General features: G+C 70.6%; 12 protein-coding genes and 1 pseudogene. 10 read left to right on the top strand and 3 right to left on the bottom strand.

Going from position 1 to position 17,631, the window contains the following annotated elements:
• Positions 1-115: 115 nt before the first annotated feature.
• Positions 116-370: pseudogene (locus tag ACWFQ8_RS12240) on the top strand (transposase); the annotation flags it as partial.
• A gap of 23 nt (positions 371-393) precedes the next feature.
• On the opposite strand, the gene ACWFQ8_RS12235 reads toward ACWFQ8_RS12240, so the two are convergent.
• From ACWFQ8_RS12235 to eccCa, 3 genes are all read right to left on the bottom strand, one after another.
• The gene (locus ACWFQ8_RS12235; RefSeq protein ID WP_453786116.1) at positions 394-1,137 is read right to left on the bottom strand and encodes a pentapeptide repeat-containing protein; all 744 of its coding nucleotides are present in this window, start codon (positions 1,135-1,137) and stop codon (positions 394-396) included.
• Between the two features lie 1,238 nt (positions 1,138-2,375).
• A complete protein-coding gene (locus ACWFQ8_RS12230; RefSeq protein WP_453786115.1) occupies positions 2,376-5,156 on the bottom strand; it encodes a hypothetical protein in 2,781 nt (926 codons plus the stop codon).
• A complete protein-coding gene (eccCa, locus tag ACWFQ8_RS12225; protein ID WP_453786213.1) occupies positions 5,153-9,199 on the bottom strand; it encodes a type VII secretion protein EccCa in 4,047 nt (1,348 codons plus the stop codon). Before eccCa ends, ACWFQ8_RS12230 begins: the two co-directional genes overlap by 4 nt.
• 397 nt (positions 9,200-9,596) lie before the next feature.
• On the opposite strand from eccCa, the gene ACWFQ8_RS12220 reads away from it, so the two are divergent.
• The 9 genes from ACWFQ8_RS12220 to ACWFQ8_RS12180 all read left to right on the top strand — a co-directional run bounded on the left by ACWFQ8_RS12220 (position 9,597) and on the right by ACWFQ8_RS12180 (position 17,627).
• Entirely contained in the window at positions 9,597-10,028 is a 432-nt protein-coding gene (locus tag ACWFQ8_RS12220; protein ID WP_453786114.1) for a hypothetical protein, read from the top strand.
• Between the two features lie 83 nt (positions 10,029-10,111).
• Positions 10,112-11,491: a type VII secretion integral membrane protein EccD gene (gene eccD, locus ACWFQ8_RS12215; RefSeq protein ID WP_453786113.1), complete on the top strand. Its 1,380-nt coding sequence runs from the start codon at positions 10,112-10,114 to the stop codon at positions 11,489-11,491.
• Positions 11,492-11,578: 87 nt separating this feature from the next.
• The gene (eccB, locus tag ACWFQ8_RS12210; protein ID WP_453786112.1) at positions 11,579-13,051 is read left to right on the top strand and encodes a type VII secretion protein EccB; all 1,473 of its coding nucleotides are present in this window, start codon (positions 11,579-11,581) and stop codon (positions 13,049-13,051) included.
• Between the two features lie 102 nt (positions 13,052-13,153).
• On the top strand, positions 13,154-13,492 hold the full coding sequence (locus tag ACWFQ8_RS12205) for a hypothetical protein (protein WP_453786111.1): 339 nt from the start codon (positions 13,154-13,156) through the stop codon (positions 13,490-13,492).
• Between the two features lie 80 nt (positions 13,493-13,572).
• Positions 13,573-13,869, top strand: coding sequence for a hypothetical protein (locus tag ACWFQ8_RS12200; RefSeq protein ID WP_453786110.1), 297 nt, complete (start codon positions 13,573-13,575; stop codon positions 13,867-13,869).
• A 145-nt stretch (positions 13,870-14,014) separates the two neighbouring features.
• Entirely contained in the window at positions 14,015-14,461 is a 447-nt protein-coding gene (locus ACWFQ8_RS12195) for a hypothetical protein (RefSeq protein ID WP_453786109.1), read from the top strand.
• Positions 14,462-14,502: 41 nt separating this feature from the next.
• Positions 14,503-16,638, top strand: coding sequence for a hypothetical protein (locus ACWFQ8_RS12190; protein WP_453786108.1), 2,136 nt, complete (start codon positions 14,503-14,505; stop codon positions 16,636-16,638).
• 118 nt (positions 16,639-16,756) lie between these two features.
• Complete coding sequence (locus ACWFQ8_RS12185; protein WP_453786107.1) at positions 16,757-17,320, top strand: YbaB/EbfC family nucleoid-associated protein; 564 nt, start codon at positions 16,757-16,759, stop codon at positions 17,318-17,320.
• Entirely contained in the window at positions 17,313-17,627 is a 315-nt protein-coding gene (locus tag ACWFQ8_RS12180; protein WP_453786106.1) for a hypothetical protein, read from the top strand. The genes ACWFQ8_RS12185 and ACWFQ8_RS12180 overlap by 8 nt, the downstream gene beginning before the upstream one ends.
• Positions 17,628-17,631 lie beyond the last annotated feature (4 nt).

Raw genomic sequence — 17,631 nt, 5'->3', positions numbered from 1 at the left:
CGTATCGGCCGGCGGAGCGCGCCGGGTCCTGTGACCAGCACTTTCACCACACGCCCCGGACCTGATCATCGGTTAGGACGTCATCTCATTCGGCGCAGTGGGTAGGCTGCGGGCCTTGGTCGGGATTGTTGAGCGGCTGGTGCCGGAAGACTTGTGGGCGCTGTTCCAGCGGGGGGTTTCGGAGGCGCCGTCGCGGCCACAGGGTGGCGGCCGGCGCCGGCATGGTGATCGGCCGGCCGCGATCGTGTTCACGTCGGGCTGTACGTGGCAACAGCTGCCCGCGGCGTCGTTCGGGCCGTCGGGGGCGACAGCCCACCGGCGCTTTGCAGAATGGAGCAAGGCCCGGGTGTGGGCCAAGCTTCACCGCCTGGCTCACGGGCCACCCCTTCCTCTTTAGCGGAGCTCTTCGCTGCCCTTCCACAGGGTGCAGTTCGGAGCCTGCTGGCCTCCCTTGAATCCGTCCTGCATGTCCTCCTGAGGGCCCAGCATCTTTCCGGTCGCTTCGTCCCAGAAATTCTGCACGACGACGTTGGCCAGCATCTCGGGCGGCATACCCTTCGGCCAACAGGTGTACGCGTTCACCTTGGCGCCCTTGAATGAAGTACCAGCACCGGCCAACTCGGCATGAGTGAGGTTCGCGCTGTGCAGCGATGCGCCTTCGAGGTCTGCCCCGAGCAGTGTGGCCTCGTAGAGGTTGGCGCCGATCAATTCTGCCCTTTGAAGCGAAACTCCCCTGATATTCGCTCCTCTGAGGTCGGACTCCCTGAACCTGAGGTCCTTCAGATCGGTTCTGCGGAGGTCGGCGTCGTGCAAATCCTTGCCGCTGAAGTTGATGCCTTTGACGCTCCGGCCGTCAGGAGTGAACCCTGGTATGGATGGGGCGATTTCGATGTTCGCCCTCCACGCCGCGTACTTCTGTGACTCTCCGATGGTCTGTTCCAGGAACAATGCCGACAGCCCGATCACGATGCCGGTGACAAGGCCTCCACCGATACCCGCGAGTACTTCTATGCGCGGTTCGGACTCCGGTTCCCTGACGGCCATTCTCCAGGCGAAGATCGCTCCGGCGGCGCCGAGGGCCCCGAGAGCGAGCAACAAGCCGATCAGAGCCCATGACCATGGGCCTGCGTCAGGCACGGGGACCATCCCCAAAACATGGACCAGGCGAAGAACGCCTCTCTTCCTCTCTACCGCTGATGGCCGCTGATCGCAACTCTCCGTACAGCAGGCGGAATCACCGGGGCAGGGCGGATGCCCTCAGCGGCACCGGGGTCAGACCTGCAAGGCTCTCCACCGCCAGCACCCTCCTTCCAGGTCCTCAGCTTCCTCACCGCTGTTTGACGCTTCGACCCGGAGCCAGGCGCGGACCACCTGCACAGGGTCCGGAGCACCCAAGTTGGAGACAACTTCCGTTGGCGCGCCTCCCCTGATCCCTGCCACTGTTCCGGCGCGGTCAGGACGATCAGCCTTGAGGAGCGGTTCACCAGCACTTCCTCCTCTCAGAAAGCATCGCGCTGAAGTCCGCGACAACCGCCACTGCTCCCTCCTCGTCGGCAGGAAGTTCCAGCAGCTATCCGACATTCTCGTCACGGGGCAGGAGCGGCAACGGGAACGGGGAGTGCCGACGAAACGCAGAGGGCCTACCCGGGCTCCGGTCCGCCGATGTAGCTCGGCCAGCAGAGCGGGGGCGGTGAAGGTATGGCTGGCACCCGGCTCCCGCGGCAGGACCAGTACCGCCCCAGCCGCTCAACCACCTCAGACGCCTCTCGATAGCCATCGGGCTCGGCGAACACCGCCGTGACCGTCTCCAGGGGCCATCGGGTGGCTCCGAGGGCTCCAGCAAGCCCCAGAACGGCCGTGAGCTTGACTGCGGTCATCTCGCCGAAATTGAAGAGGGCCCCCTGCCGCAGATCTGCTACCTCTTCCCTCAGCCATCGCTGGGCCACCTGTACGCCAGGGTCCGCGTCGTTGTCGAGTCCGACCGCAACGGAGCTGGGAGCGGCGCCGCCTGCTTCCGCACCGACCGATCGCATCATCCCCTCGTCACCCTCCCAGCCGCCGGCACCGACGTCTCCGGAGACTTGATCCCCCGCGTGTGAGAAGCCATTGGCCTGCTCCTGTCACTGCGGTGAGTTGGTCGCTGCGGACTCGCGACAGGTGTCCGTCCGCACCGAAGCGGGTGGCGTGGTCACCGTGCCACAGGCGACCGTCGTGAGCCTGCTCCCGGCCCGTGCCTGAGGAACGGCTCCATAGTCCCTCCCCGGGAGCCGGAAACCGGGGCGGGTCCCCGTTGTTCACCGTTGTCGCGGGCTCGCTGCCCTGTTTCGGTACACCGAGGGCCGGCCGTGACCGCGATGGCCGATCCGATCAGGCGCCTACGGGAGGGAGGTCCGGCGGAGGGTGGCTCCCGGAGACAGGTGGAAGCGGGTGGCGTCCGGCAGGGAGCGGCGCTCTTGGGGCGCGAGCATGTCCCGGCGTTCGAACCATGAGGTCAGCCGGGACCGCGCTTGTTCGTCCCGCTCCCGGGAGCGGTCGTCGGCGGCCCCGGACGCGGTCGTGCCGCGGCCCGTCGGCCGGGCCTCGGCGGGCGAGATCTCGCGGAGCAGCACCCTGATCGGTCCTTCGTCGTCGGCCGGTGGCCGGAGCGCCAGGACCGAGAAGGCCGTTCCCGGCGGGAACACCACCTCGGGCTCGGCGTCCGGACCGGCGAAGAGGGACGTACGGCGGCCGGTGGTGGACCAGATGCCGAACTCGACGGAGCCTTCCAGGTCGGCATCGCACGCCGGGACGGCAGCGACCGGGGCGGGCTCGACAAGCACGGAGCCGGGCATGTACTGGTCCAACGGCACCTCTTCGGCCGGGGCGGCGAGCATGACGGCCCCGTAGTGGCCGGGCAGGCGGCGCAGTCCCGAGCCGAGACAGCGCAGCAGCGGGGTGAGCGGCCCGGGTTCGGTCGCCCGGGCGGTCGCGACCAGGTCGGCGCGGGAGGCCGGCGCGGGGGTGTCGGCCTGGTAGAGCGCGATGGCGACCATGTCCGGCTTGAGGTCGTCCTGGAGAGTTGATCGCAGGGCGGGCAGCCGGGAGGCGAGCAGTTCGGTCTTGCTGGCGACGAGGTGGTAGCGCGGGCCGAGCAAGTCCTTGAGGGCGGCGCGGTCTTCGGGCCTGCTGCGTCCGGTCGGGCCCAGGGCCGCCGGGGTGGAGCGTCCGGCTGCGCCGGGGGCGGTCTCCGTGGACGCGGCGAACGGAGGCGGGGCAGCAGCCTCGGCCGCCGGGTCGGGCATCGAGCTGTCCTCGTCGGCGGGAGCCGGTACGGCCGGGACCGAGGTGGCCGGGACCGAGGTGGCCGGAGCCGGTACAGCCGGGGCCGAAGAGACCGGAGCGGGTACGGCCGGGGCCGAGGTGGCCGGGGCCGAAGAGGCCGGAGCCGGTACGGCCGGAGCCGAATCGGTCGAGGTCGGGCCGAGCCAGTCCAGGCCGTTCGCCCCGGCCCATGCGCGCGCCGCCGCCCCGTCGGCGCCCTTTCCGTTGACCAGCAGGCCGTACGGTGCGATCGCGCCCAGGTCCGGCAGCGCGGCCAGCACGCCGGGCAGCGCCTCCCACACCTCCGGGGCGATGGCCCGGTCACGGTCCCCCACCACCAGCACCGGGCGGGCCGGGTCGGGGCGGAGCATCCGGGGCCAGGGGTTGGCCGAACGGCCCGCCGGGCGCAGCCAGAGCCCGGCCGGTACGGTCTCCAGCACCCAGCCCTCGCTCCCGGTCCGGTGAACGGCCGGAGCGAGCGTGTCGAGTCCGGGCAGCCGCAGCCAGGCCGAGGGCACCACGCGGCGATGCCCGGGCGAGGCGGTGAGCTCGACCAGCATGGGTTGCCAGGTGGCCCCACCCCGCTGGTCGAGGAGCGAGGTGGCGTGGTCGTGGCCATCGGCCGTACGCACCGGCAGGCCGACGGCCGCCCGCACGTTGCGGCCGAGCCGGGCGGCCAGTGCGACGGCCATGCCGATGAGTTCGGCCGGGTCGGCCCAGGGGGCGGTGAGCAGCAGGCCGTCCGGCTCCGGGGCAGCCTCGCGTACGAGGTCCAGCAGGTCGGCGGACGGCAGCACCGGCCGCCGCGGAGAACCCACGCCGAGGAGGAGGTCGCCCGGCCTGACGCCGATGAGCGCCTCGACTCCCTCTGGCACCTCGCCCAGCCAGAACCCGCCCGGCACGGGCCGGTGGCCAGGCTCGGCGCCCGACTCCGGGCGCGACTCCGGGCGCGACTCCGATCGCGGCTCCGATCGCGGCACGGCGCGCGGCTCCGGGCGCGACTCGGCGCCCGGCTCGGCGCCGACCGGCTCGATCTCGAACCCGTGGGCGCCGCCCGGGGACTCCGCCACGACGGGTACGGGCGGGGCGAGCGGCGGGGGCTCCACGTGCGCCGTCCCCGCACCGGGGTCGACCGGCTCCGTGACGGGCACGTCCGTATGGGGGCCGGCCGCCGGGGACAGTGCCTCCAGCGGCTCCAGTTCCGACAGGGTGGGTGGGGCCGGTGCGGCCTGCGGGGCGAGCGGGGCCGTGTCCGGCGAAGGGACCCGGCCGGGCCGCTCCACTTCCTCGCCCTCGTGCCCTTCCCCCTCGTGCCCCTCCCCCTCGTGCCCTTCCCCCTCGTGCCCTTCCCCGTTGTCCCCTTCCCCCTCGTCCTCGCCGCCGGCTCCGTTCTCCCGTACCGCCGGTGGCCACGCCGGGGCCAGCGGACGCGGGGGGACGCCCGGTTCGGTCAGCCACCAGGTGCCCGGCGGGGTGACTTGGACGGAGCCGTCGGGTTCGACGGTGACCACGCCGTCGGGGGCGATCACCGGGAAACCGGCCGCCGCGGCCACCGTCTCGACCGGACGGCGCCTGTCCGGCCCCGGCGCGGCGAGGCCCGACGCGGCCAGCACCAGACGGGTCGCGCCGCGTCCGGTGGCGAGGTGGACCAGCTCCCGCAGACTGCGGCGCAGCACGGGCGCCGCGTCCGGCGCGGCCGCCAGTACCAGGACGGCGTCGGGGAGCGGGTCCTGTCCGCTGAGGGCAGCCGTCAGCGCGGGCTCGGCCTCCTCGGGGGCGATGACCAGGTGCGGCCCGACGGGCCACAGCGCCGATCCGGTGCCCGGCGGGGTGGAGGTGGGCTGCAGGGTGGTCATCCCTCGGCTCCGTTCTGCGGATTCTGGTGGTCGGGGTCGAGCAGCGGAGTCTGCAGCTGCAACGTACGGCGCCGCGTGATGTGCAGGGCACGCCCCACCGGCAGCACCCTCGGCTTGGTGCCGCCGAAGAGGTAACCCTCGGTCGGCGGGCAGGACAGGAGCACCGCGGGTGTGTTGACTTCCTGGAGCTTGCGCAGCAGCTGATCGGCCAGGCCGCGGCCGGCCCCGTTCGCGGACCGGGCGACGATGATGTGCAGGCCGATCTCCACGCCCTGGGCCAGGTGCTCGATGACCGGCGTGAACGGGTGCGCCGCCCCCGAGCTGCCGACCAGGTCGTAGTCGTCCACGATCACGAACAGTTCCGGCCCGCTCCACCAGTCGCGCAGCCTCAGCCGGTCCGGGGGGATGTCGGCGGACGGCACCCGATTGGCGATCGCCTTCGCCGCGCCGGCGATCATCTGCCGCAGCGGGTCGGCGGCGACCGCGTAGCCGAGGCGGTACTCCTCGGGCACGGTCTCGTACATCTCGCGCCGGAAGTCGACCAGCATGATGCGGCCCTGGTCGGGCGTGTACGCGCGCATGATCTGGGTGGCGATGTGCTTGAGCAGATTGCTCTTGCCGGACTCGCTGTCGCCGACGACGATCAGGTGCGAGTCCTGCGCGAAGTCGTGCCACAGCGGCTGGACGTCCTGCTCTTCGAGACCGAGCGGGATCTTCAACGAGCCGTGCGGTGCGGGCAGTTCGGCCGCTTCCAGGAGCGCCGGCAGCATCCGTACCTGCGGAGCACGGTGGCCCGTCCAGTGGTCCGAGACGACATCGACCAGGTCAGCGACGCCCTCGCTCAGATCGTGCGCGGTACCGATGCCGTCCATCCGGGGCAGCGCGCACAGGAAATGCATCTGGTCCTCCGTCAGTCCACGTCCGGGCACCTTGGGCACCTTGCCCGCCGCCCTCATGTTGACGACGGAATCCACCGGGTCACCGAGCCGCAGCTCGAAGCGGGTCTGGAGCTGGTCGCGCAGGGCTCCGGTTATCTCGCCCCAGCGCGTGGTGCCGATGACCAGGTGGACGCCGTAGTTGAGGCCGCGCTGCGATATCAGCGTGAGCGACTGGACGAGGTCCATGAACTCCTGCCGCAGCGTGTTCCAGCCGTCGACGACCAGGAACACGTCTCCGTGCGGGTCGTCGGGCAGCTCCCCGGCCGCCTTCTTGCGGCGGAAGGCGGCGACCGAGTCGATGCCGAGCTCGGCGAAGTACTTCTCGCGGCGGGTGATGACCGAATTGACCTCGGCGACGGTCCGGTTGACCCGCTCGGCGTCGTGCCGTCCGGTGACCCCGCCGACATGCGGCAGGCCGCGCAGGCTTGAGAGGGTGCCGCCGCCGAAGTCCAGGCAGTAGAACTGCACCTCGGCCGGGGTGTGCGTGAGCGCGAGGGCTGTGATCAGGGTGCGGATCAGGGTGGACTTGCCGGACTGCGGAGCACCCGCGATGCCGAGATGTCCGTCGGCCCCGCCGAGGTCTGCCACGAGCAGGTCGCGTAGCTGCTGGAAGGGGCGGTCGACGACGCCGACCGGGACCTTGAGGGCCCCGCGCGCCTCGCCCTCCACGGTGAAGCCGTGCTCGGCGTCGGGTGCGATCGGCGGCAGCAGCTCGTCCAGCGTCGGCGGCACGTCCAGGGGCGGCAGCCACACCTGGTAGGCGGGAGGACCGGCGTCCGTGAGGCGTTCGGCGGCGATGTCGAGGAGCGAACGGGTCTCCTCGGCCTCCGGCTCCGGCTGCTCCTGCGCCACGTCCAGTTCGGCGGGAAGGGTACGGGGGGCCACGTACTCGGTGCCGAAGGCCACGACCTGCCCCTCGATCACGGCACGCTGGGCGGCCGCCCGCCTCTTGTGCTCGTAGGCGCCGGACACGTACGCGGCCTTGAAGCGGGTGAGGGTGGAGATGTCGCTGCGCAGGTAGCCGTTGCCGGGCTGGGAGGGCAGCTGATAGGCGTCCGGTACGCCCAGGACGCCCCGGGATTCCATCGCGGAGAAGGTGCGCAGGCCGATCCGGTAGGACAGGTGGGATTCGAGTTGGTGGACGCGACCCTCGTCGAGGCGTTGGGAGGCGAGCAGGAGATGGACGCCGAGGGAGCGGCCGAGGCGGCCGATCATGACGAAGAGGTCCATGAAGTCGCGGTGGGCGGCGAGCAGTTCGGAGAACTCGTCGACCACGACGAAGAGGGTGGGCAGCGGGTCCAGCGGGGTGCCCGCGGCACGGGCGTTCTCGTACTCCAGGAGGGAGGAGTAGTTACCGGCGGCGCGCAGGAGTTCCTGGCGGCGGATCATCTCCCCGTGCAGGGCGTCCCGCATGCGGTCCACCAGCTCGGCCTCGTCGGCAAGGTTGGTGATGACCGCGGAGGTGTGGGGCAGGTGGTCCAGGCCGAGGAAGGTCGCGCCGCCCTTGAAGTCGACCAGGACGAAGTTGAGGATCTCCGAGGAGTGGGTCAGGGCCAGGGCCAGCACCAGTGTGCGCAGCAGCTCGGACTTGCCGGAGCCGGTGGCGCCGATCAGCATGCCGTGCGGGCCCATGCCGCCCTGGGCGGATTCCTTGATGTCGAGGTCGATGGGGGTCCCGTCGGGGCCGAGACCGAGCGGGACCCTCAGCTTGTTCGCCTGGTTGCGCAGCGCCCACTGCTGCTTGACGTCGAAGCGGTGCAGGTCGTGGATGCCGAGCAGGGCGGTGAGGTCGAAGTCGGTGGCCAGCGGCTCACTCGCGTCGACGCTGTCACCCAGCCGGTACGGGGCCATGGACGCGGCCAGCCGGGTGGCCGCGGTGGTGGACAGGCCGTCGGGGCGGCCGAGGGCGGTGATCTCGTCCTTGCGGTTGCGGTCGGCTCCGATCATCTCCAGGGTGCTGTCGGGGCCGTCGGTGATCCGCAGCCGGAGGGTGACCCGGTCGTGCTTCCAGTCCAGGGTGGAGCCGACGTCGATCACGGTGGCGTTGCGGTAGCCGCCGAGCGCGGCCCGGTGCGGGGCGGCGAACGTCGCCCCGTCCAGCACGATGACCGTGTACGGCTCGTCGCGGCTCGGGGTCACCTCGGGCTCGTAGGACGGCCGGGCACCGAACTCGTCGCCGAGCAACTGCTCCAACTCGCCGATCGTGGCGACGACCAGCCGGAGCGGGCCGGCGCCGTCGGTCTCGCTCGCGTGCAGGGCGTGCGGCAGCCACTTGGTCCACTCCCAGTGGGAGCGGCGGTCGGGTGCGGCGACCACGGCGATGCGCAGCTCGTCGGGGGCGTGGAACGTGGCCAGCTGAGCGAGGATGGCGCGGACCAGCGCGCGGGCCTGGTCTTCGGGCTCCGCGGCCGCCGACTCGGTACCGGCCGCCGACTCGGTACCGGGTACCGACTGCGTACCCGATGCCGACCCGGTACCGGCCGCCGACCGTGTACCGGCCGCTGCCCCGGCGCCCGCGCTGCCGTCCGCGCCGTCAGCCGTCCCGGATTCCGCCGACTCGGCACGGACCAGGACGTGCGCGAAGCCGCGCAGGTGGATGGCGACGGGCTGATCGGCGAGCGTCGCGTACGCGTGGATGAAGCGCCGCAGCGCGTGGGCGCTGAGCGGTTCGAGGTCCTCCACCGGCTTGGTGGCGAGCGGGGCGAGGCGCACCGCCAGCCGCTGGGACCCGATGGCGATCCGCACGTCGCTGAAGTCGGGGTGAGCCGCGCGCCGCTCCCACAGGCGTGAGGTCTTCACCAGCGAGGCCAACTCGACCGGCTCCGGGTTGCGCCAGGCCAAGGCCTCCTGCTGGCTGCGGATGTCCTTGCGCACTTGGCGCCGCATCTGGGCGAGGTAGCGCAGGTAGTCACGACGCTCGGCGGTGAGCTCCGCCTTGCGGTCGGTGTTGCCACGGATGATCTGGGTGACCACCATGCCGATCGCGGAGACGGCCATGGTTCCCATGGCGACGTACGTCATGAGGCCGCCATTGGGGCGCAGGAAGATGAACACCATGGACAGCGAGGACAGCGCCATCGGCACCATCGTGATGATGTTCCCCATGCCGTTCTGCTTCTCGGGCAGTACGGGCGGTTCCTGCAGCTGGATCTCGCCGTCCGGCGTCTCGGGGCCCGGCCGCCGTGGTGGGCGGTTGACTAGCACCACGCTCAACGAAAAGCTCCTCACGCCGCGCCGGCCGACTGTGTTCGGCGGTCTCCTTGCCCAGGGGATAACGGGTGGGCGGCGTGGGACGGTTCAACTCTCCGTCGGGGCGGCCGGTGAACCCTGGGGGCCGGGCACACGTTGAGTCCGCAGACGGAGCGGAAGCGGGTGAACGGTGAGACAGTGTGTGTACGGACGGCCGCCGATCCCTCTCGCCGACCGGTCGCCGAGGTGGACGAGACGGAGCACGCGACGCCGCCGATGCGGTGGCCGTGGCAATGGGAGCTGTGGGAGACCGGTGTACGGCGACGAAGACCCGGGAGCGGAGGCGGACGAGGTCCGCTCGCTGCTGCGCTCATGGCTGCGGGACACCGTCCCCGCACACGACGACCCGGAGCCCGCGGCCCCCCGGACCGGCCTGGACGTTCCGGAGGCCGCCGCGTCCGAGGTGATGGACGCGGTGAGCCGGGTCCTGGGACTGTCCACCGCGCCCGGCGGGCGGCCCGTCATGTCCCCGGCCGCGCTCGCCGCACTGAGCGGACAGTCCGCCGCGCTCTTCGGCGAACTGTGCCTGCTCGTCCGCGTGCTGGTGGTGGAGGAGCATCCGTCCGCAGCCGGCTGGACCGAGGACGAGCGGCGGGCCGTGGCCTGCTGGATCTCCGTACTCATCGGACGACGGGGTGACGACGGCGTCGAGGCCATCCTGCGCGAACTGCGCGGGCCCCGCTGAACCCACCGCCGGGTCCCGTCCGTTCATCTGGCCGCTGAGGGCGTTTCGGCCCCGGAATGAACAGTCGGAAGGACACGCGGGCAGTGAGCGGTAGCGCGGTGGCGGGACTGTGCCGATTGAGATTCCACGGGCCGCAGAAGGTGGTCGAGCTCTCCGTACCGGGCGACGTGCCACTGGCGGACATGTTGCCGACCATCATCGGTTACGCCGGGGACGACCTGGACGAGGAGGCCGTCGAGGCGGGCGGCTGGGTGCTCCAGCGGCTCGGTGAGGAGCCCTTGGACGACGAGCGGTCTGCGGAGGCCCACGGACTGCGGGACGGCGAGCAGCTGTTCCTGCGGCTGCGCCGTGAATCGCTGCCGCCGGTTCACTTCGACGATCTCATCGACGGCGTTGCGGTCGGCCTGGAACAGCGCGGTGACTCGTGGCGCCCCGCGCTCACCCACCACGTGACGCTCGGCCTGGCGCTGGCCGCGCTGGCGGGCGGGCTCGCCCTGCTGGCCCTGTCCGGAGGCATCGGGCCGCTACGCGGGGTCGCGGCGAGCTCGATCGGTGGACTGCTGCTGCTGGGCGCGGCCAGCGCCGCGCGCGCGGTGGGCGACGCCGGGGCCGGCACGGCGCTCGGCGCGGCGGCCGTACCCTATCTCGCCCTGGCCGGTGCGTTGCTGCCGACGGGCAGCGGGGACGTGACGGCCGCCCGGCTGCTCGCTGGGAGTTCGGCGGCGGCCGGCGCGGCGGTCCTCGCGCTCGCCGCCGTGGCGTGTTCGGCTCCGCTCTTCCTCGGGCTGCTGATCACAGCGGTGGCCGGGGCAGCGGCCGGGGCCATCACGCTGGCGGGACTCACGGCCACGGAGACGGCCGCGGTGCTCGCCGTGCTGGTCGTGGCGTTCGGTGCGTTCCTGCCCGGGTTCGCCTTCCGGCTGTCCGGGCTGAAGCTCCCGGCGCTGCCGCGTACCGCCGACGAGCTCCAGGAGGACATCGAGCCCTATCCGGCACAGGACGTGCTGGACCGCAGCGCCGTGGCCGACGGCTACCTGACCGCCTTCCACGTGCTGACCGGCGCGCTCTGCGCGGGCTGTCTCACCCTGGTCGGCACGGCTTCCGGCTGGGCGCCCACGGCCATGGCGGTCGCCCTGTCCCTGCTGTTGATCCTGCACGCTCGCGAGGTGGGCTCCCTGTGGCAGCGGCTGGCACTGGTGCTGCCCGGCTCCTACGGCCTGGCCCTGCTGGCCTCGGAGTGGGCGGTCACGCTCGGCGGCACCGGCCGGCTGGGGCTGCTGGCCGGGCTGACGGCGGTGGCCGCGGCCCTCGCCATCGCCTCGTGGACGGTGCCGGGGCGGCGGATGCTGCCCTACTGGGGCCGGGCCGGCGACCTGCTGCACAGCACGCTGGCGCTGAGCCTCATCCCGCTCGCGCTGACCGTGGCCGGCGTATTCGCCTGGGTCCGCGGGCTCAGCGGCTGACCAGCGGCGCGTCGCGTTTCGCGCCGAACCGGAGCGGCCGTGCCACGGCCGCGGCCGTGACAGGACCGTTCTTCCGGAGGAGTTCACATGCAGTCCAGGCGCGACCAGGTACAGGCGCACCTGTTCGTGATGGGCAGGCTGGGGGCCGGCATGCTGCGGGGAGAACCCGACGCGCCGGACCTTCCGACCCGGCGCACCACCCGCGGGGTCCGCAACGGGCTGTTCATCGCCGTGCTGATCGCCCTGGTCATGGGCCTGTACGGGGCCATCAAGCCGGGCGGCGCGGCCGGCTGGGCCAAACCCGGCACCCTGGTGGTCGTGAAGGAGACGGGCGCCCGGTACCTGTTCATCGGCGGGGAGCTGCGCCCGGTGCTCAACCAGGCCAGCGCCCGGCTGGTGGCCGGGGAGAAGATGACCGTGTCGCAGGTCGGTCTGAACTCGCTCAAGGCGGCTCCACGCGGCGGACCGGTCGGAATCGTCGGCGCCCCCGACGGACTGCCCGTCAAGTCCCTCCTGGCGAAGGGGCCCTGGCTGGTCTGCGGGCTGGTCGGCCGTACTCCGTCCGGCGCCCCAGCGCCCACGCTGTCGGTGGCGGTCGGCGCCGGCCCGGCGGGCCAGGCCCTGTCGCCCCAGCAGGGTCTGCTGGTGACCACCGCGGACGGCGCCCGGCACGTGCTGTGGCAGGGCAAGCGGCTGCGGCTCGACCCCGGCGCGGGCGCCGGTACCGCGCTCGGTTACACCACCGCCACCGCCACTCCCTTCCCCGTCCCCCCGTCCTTCCTCAACTCCTTGCCCGTCGGGCCAGATCTGTCACCGCCTGCCATGCCCGGGCGCGGTTCGCCCGGCCCCGCTCTGGCCGGCCGGCAGACCCGGATCGGCCAGCTGTTCAGCGGCCCGGCCGGGGAGCCGTACGTCCTGACACAGCAGGGGCTGGCACCGCTGACCCAGACCTTGTTCGAGTTGCTGCGCGGTGACCCGCGCACCCAGCAGGAGGCGTACGCGGGGGCCCCGGCGATCGCCGTACCGGTGGGCGCGGCCGATCTGGCCGCCCATCCGGCGCCGGCCGGGACCCTGCCGGGTTCCGGGCTGCCCGAGGCGCCGCCGAAGCTGGTGACCCCGGCGGCGGGGCAGAGCGTGTGCACGGCGCTGCAGCCCTCCACGGACGGGCCCCGCACCCTGGTGACCGTCGTCGAGACGACGGCGGTCGCGGGAGTGGCGCCCGCGTCCCAGCCGGGAGTGGCGGCGGGCTGCGGCACGGCCGACCGGATCTCCGTACGGCCGGGCGGCGGAGCGCTGGTGCGGGCGCTGTCCGGGGCGGGCGCGGGCGGGGCGACGTACCTGGTGGCGGACAACGGTGTGAAGTATCCGCTGCCGTCCACGGAAGCCGTGCAGACCCTGGGCTACGGCGGCGCCGCCGTGGTGGGTGTGCCCTCGACGTTCCTGACCCTGCTGCCGACCGGGCCGAGCCTGGACCCGGCTGCGCTGGCCTCTGCGGGCGTGGTGGAGACGCTCCCGGGTCCCGTCAACTCGCCTTGTCCAGAGGCTGGTTCGGGTGGCTGAGCAACGCCGGACAGCCACTTCGGCGGTGAACCGGGGGCCGCGGCCGGCCCGTTCTCCCTGCCGGGAATCCCACGACTCACACGATCCGACCGAGGAGATCACGTGCCAGACATCCCGAATGACAACCTCAAAGTATCTTCAGCTGTACTCACGAGCACCCTCAACGAGCTCGAGGGGCACCTCGGCTCGATGGAGCGGGCCTTCGCGGAGTCCGAGGACATCGCGAGCGACGTGCAGCGGAGCATGGTGTCCACGGCCGGCACCAAGTTCGTCGCCAAGATCGAGAACTGGCAGCGCGGCTACCGCACGGTGATGGCCGAGTACAAGGACCTGATCGACGCCGTCGGCGTCACCAGCAACGTCATGTCGGACACCGCCGGCGAGGCGGAGGCCAACATGGACCTCTGGGACGGCGACGTCTACGACGTCCTCAGCAAGTAAGCCCCGGCCGGCGCCGGCATGCCCGGGCCGCCGGCTTCGGCCATCTCTCCCCGCTCACCCACGTACCTAAGGAAATCACCATGAGCGACATGGACATGGACATCAAGCATGGCCAGCTCCAGGATGCGAACGAGCGGATGAAGGTGGTCGCCAGGACCATGAACTCCGCCCTCGACACCATCGTCCAGCGGCTCGACGCCATCAGGACCGAGTTCACCGGTGAGGCCGCCAAGGAGTTCGAGGAGTTCAAGAAGGCTGTCAGCCTTCTTGACGCGAACCTGTCCGCGCAGTTCGACAAGGGCGCCGACCTCCTGGCCGACGCCCACAACATCATCCGGAACGGTGACCGCAAGAGCGCCTACCTGTTCCAGCGCTGACACACGCACACCAGAACCCGGCCCACGGCTCTCCCGCCCGCGGGCCGGGTTCGGCCATTGCGTGGGGGGCGTGAACCGCACGGCACGGGGCTCCCGTTCTTACTGCCGAACACCGGACAGCCCACACGAAGACAGGAGAGCTCCCATGCCGACCAAGCCCAACGAGGACGAGGGCGACAAGGACTCCTTCAAGGTCACCGAGCAGGTCCTGCTGGACTTCGCGAACAAGTTCGAGACCCTCCTCAAGGACTTCGCGGCCAACCCGGCCGTGCTGACCCTGCCGCAGTGGGCGAACGGACAGTCCTCGGGTGACGACGGTCTGCTGAAGCCGGGCAACACGAATCAGCTCGTGAGCGCCAAGCAGGTGCAGGACGCGTTCAAGACGTTGTGCGGCCAGCTGCAGAGCGCGCTCAACGTGTTCAGCGCCGCCGCCGACAGCAGCTTCCTCACCTTGAAGAGCATCAAGGTGATCCTCGACAACGCGTCCGACGACGCCATCAGCGTCACCGAGATGTGGGAGATCCTCAACTCGATCCAGCAGGGTTCCAAGCCGTCGGGGACCGGAAGCCCCAGCCCGTCCCCGACCAATTAGCCAACAGCACCTCGCCCTCTCGACAGGAGTGCCGCGCCACCATGCCGGTGAGCAAAAACTGGGAAGAAGCCCTCAAGGTCTTCATGGCCGAGACCAACGCACTGACGGATCGCAATGCGGTGGCCGGCCCGGGCTCGCCCAAATGGATCGCCGAGAACAGCTTCCGTATCGTCCAGGACGCGAATCCGAACCAGGACTGGAGCAAGACGTTCGACGTGTACTGGTCCGGCTACGCGACGCTGACCGACGCGAACACGGGCCAGAATGTCGCGACCCCCGTCTACTACGTGGCGGGCTTCAACGTCGACTGGAAGAACGTCTTCGACGATACGTCGTCCAAATACAACCTGTGGTTCCACGACGCCGAGAAGAACCTCTCGCCCCTGGTGTTCACGCCGAACAAGAACGAGGCCACCAGTGTCTGGACGTTCGACCACGCGGCGGACCAGCTCACGGGGATCATCGCGTGGTTCGACTACTGGATGCCGGTCATCAAGGGGTGGGCGGACTCGGTCGACTCTTCGGGTGACGAGTGGAAGGGCAGCGCGGCCGGCGCGTTCAAGAAGTTCCTGAGCGTGTTCAACGTGGAGATGAGCAAGGTCAAGCTCGACCTGACGGCACCGACCGACTACATCAAGTCGATCCAGGACACCAGGAAGCAGCTCGTCGATTCCATTGTGGCCATGTACAACGGCTATATGGCGTGGCGGGTGCTGCGAGACGCCAACGCGGTGAACCTGCTGTACGACGTGCTCGTAGGAGTCATGACGAACGCTAAGATCCATGCCACGTGGAAGCCATGGGCGCAGGGGGACGCGTACGGCTACGAACCGATCCTCGACAAGATCGTCGACAACGGCGGCTCCGACATCAGCACCGCGAACTGGCTCAGCGGGATCGAAGAGGTCGCGAAGAAGACGTGGCTGGCGAAACTCGCCCCGCTGGACAGGGCGGCGAAGGATTCCCTTGACCCGCTGGACACCGCGTACCTCAAGCTCGCGGCCTCGATGCGGGAGGGCATCTACCAGCCCAGCATCAGCATGCCGGGCGGCGGCCCGGGGCCGAACAACCCCAACGGCAACATCAACAACCCGCTCAACGACAAGAACAACCCCCTCAATCAGAACAAGGGCGGCCCGAACGGACCGAATGGGCCGAATGGGCCGAATGGGCCGAAGACCAACGTCCCCAACCTGAAGCCCGGCGGGAGCAACGGCCCGATCAGCAAACCGCCGAGCAACGTCCCGGGCAATCTCCCGGGCAATGTCAACGGTGGCACCACGCCCGGGACGGGCAGCAAGGTGCCGCTGCTCGGCAAGGACGGCAAGCCGGTCCTCGGCCCCGACGGCAAGCCGGTGATGGTGCCGCCCGGTTCGTACATCGGCAAGGACGGCAAGGTCTACGACCCGAAGGGCAATCCGGTCCTGGGTCCGGGCAACAAGCCGATCACCGCCCCGCCCGGCTCCAAGGTGGGGCAGCAGCCCCAGCCGGAGGGCGGCCTCAAGCCCGGCTCCAACCCGTACGACCAGATCAGGCTCCCCGAGGGCGCGAAGGTCCTGGAGAACGGCACCGTGGTCGACGCCAACGGCAAGCCGCTGCTCGACTCCAACGGCAACCCCTACACCCTGCCCAAGGGAGCCACCGTCAAGGACGGCATCGTGGTCGGTGCCGACGGCAAGCCGATCAGCCGCACGAGCCAGCTGCTGACGAACGCCGAGCACTCGTTCGGCTCGCGTCCGCTGCCGAAGATCAACACCCAGTCCGGCGGCCTGCCGTTCCCCGACTTCAAGACCGGTGGCATCCCGGGCACGGGCAAGATGGGCGGCCTGGACGGGCTCACGTCGGCAGGCAGCCTCGGTGACAACCCGAAGCTGAAGACCACTGCGGCCACCGTCGGCGGCATGTCCGCGATGGGCGAGCGGCCGGCCCAGCTCGGCGCCACCGTGGAGGGCAACGCGGCCGCCCTCGCGGCCAACGCCGCATCCCAGCAGCAGCGGACGGCCCTCAACACCCAGCAGGGGATGCAGCCGCCGATGATGCCGCCGATGAGCCCCGGCATGGGCGGCGCCGGCCAGCCGAACCAGAACAAGGACCGGCAGCGCACCACGTGGCTGACCGAGGACGAGGACACCTGGGGCACCCAGACCGGCTCGGTCAACGGAGTCATCGGCCGCTGATCGCTGATCCGCCCTGTCCGCGCCGCCGTGCCCAGCCCCGCAGTGCGGGACCGGGCACGGCCGTGCCGTCTCTCCCCCGCCCGTCCCCACCCCACCCCACCCATCCGAGAGGTGACCCATGAGTCTCGATTTCGACGGCAGGATCAAGGACGCGATGTCGGCGCTGTACGAGCAGCGCGACAAGATGCTCGCCGCCAAGACCGAACTCGACGCGGCCACGGCTTCCGTCACGTCCAAGGACCGCATGATCTCGGCCACCGTCGGCCCCCAGGGCCAGGTGGTCGCGCTGACCTTCCACACCAAGGCGTACCAGGCGATGGCGCCGGCCGAGCTGTCCGCCGCCCTGGTCACCGTACTCAACGACGCCCGGGCCAAGATGGGCGAGCAGGTCATCGAGAGGATCAAGGGGTTCACCGACTTCGGCGAGCGCCTCCGCGCGGTCACCGGCCTGACCGACATGCCCACCGATCTGGACCAGCTGATGAAGCCGCTGCGCGCGATGGGCTCGTCGTTCCAGCTGGAGGAGGCGCAGGAGAGGGAGAGGGCCGCCAGGCAGGAGCAGTTCGCCGCGCAGGAGGAATCCGCCCGCGAGAAGGCCAGGCGCGAGAAGAAGCAGGAGGAGTTCGCCGCCGAGGCGCAGACCCGCGTCCCCACCGGAAAGCAGGAGGAGTTCAATGGCTGACGGGAACACCCTCAGGGTACTGAGCGACCTCAAGAACAAGTTCGCCCACTACGACGACTACCAGCGGTGCCTGAGCGAGATCAACCGGATGATCGTGGAGATCAACCGGATCAACAAGGAGTCCGCCGGTCAGGACGAGATCGGCAAGGTCTACCACCAGCAGGTGGACAAGCCCACCGAAAATCTCACGGAGACCATCACGTACATCAGGAAGCGGCTGGGTCTGGTGGTGGAGGCCGGCAACGAAACGACGGAGACGATGGGCAACGCCGATGACGAGGCGGGGCAGCACGTGAGCAACTTCTGAACCG

The sequence above is a fragment of the Streptomyces sp. NPDC055254 genome (assembly GCF_053606025.1).
The sequence above is the reverse complement of the archived record's forward strand: the minus strand, read 5'-3'. Positions and strand labels throughout refer to the sequence as shown.

Bases quoted from the DNA above. Each gene is read 5' to 3' on its own strand.
- ACWFQ8_RS12230 (WP_453786115.1), bottom strand. From the start codon at position 5,156: ATGACCACCCTGCAGCCCACCTCCACCCCGCCGGGCACCGGATCGGCG.
- eccCa (WP_453786213.1), bottom strand. From the start codon at position 9,199: ATGGGGAACATCATCACGATGGTGCCGATGGCGCTGTCCTCGCTGTCC.
- eccB (WP_453786112.1), top strand. From the start codon at position 11,579: ATGCAGTCCAGGCGCGACCAGGTACAGGCGCACCTGTTCGTGATGGGC.
- ACWFQ8_RS12200 (WP_453786110.1), top strand. From the start codon at position 13,573: ATGAGCGACATGGACATGGACATCAAGCATGGCCAGCTCCAGGATGCG.
- ACWFQ8_RS12195 (WP_453786109.1), top strand. From the start codon at position 14,015: ATGCCGACCAAGCCCAACGAGGACGAGGGCGACAAGGACTCCTTCAAG.
- ACWFQ8_RS12190 (WP_453786108.1), top strand. From the start codon at position 14,503: ATGCCGGTGAGCAAAAACTGGGAAGAAGCCCTCAAGGTCTTCATGGCC.
- ACWFQ8_RS12185 (WP_453786107.1), top strand. From the start codon at position 16,757: ATGAGTCTCGATTTCGACGGCAGGATCAAGGACGCGATGTCGGCGCTG.
- ACWFQ8_RS12180 (WP_453786106.1), top strand. From the start codon at position 17,313: ATGGCTGACGGGAACACCCTCAGGGTACTGAGCGACCTCAAGAACAAG.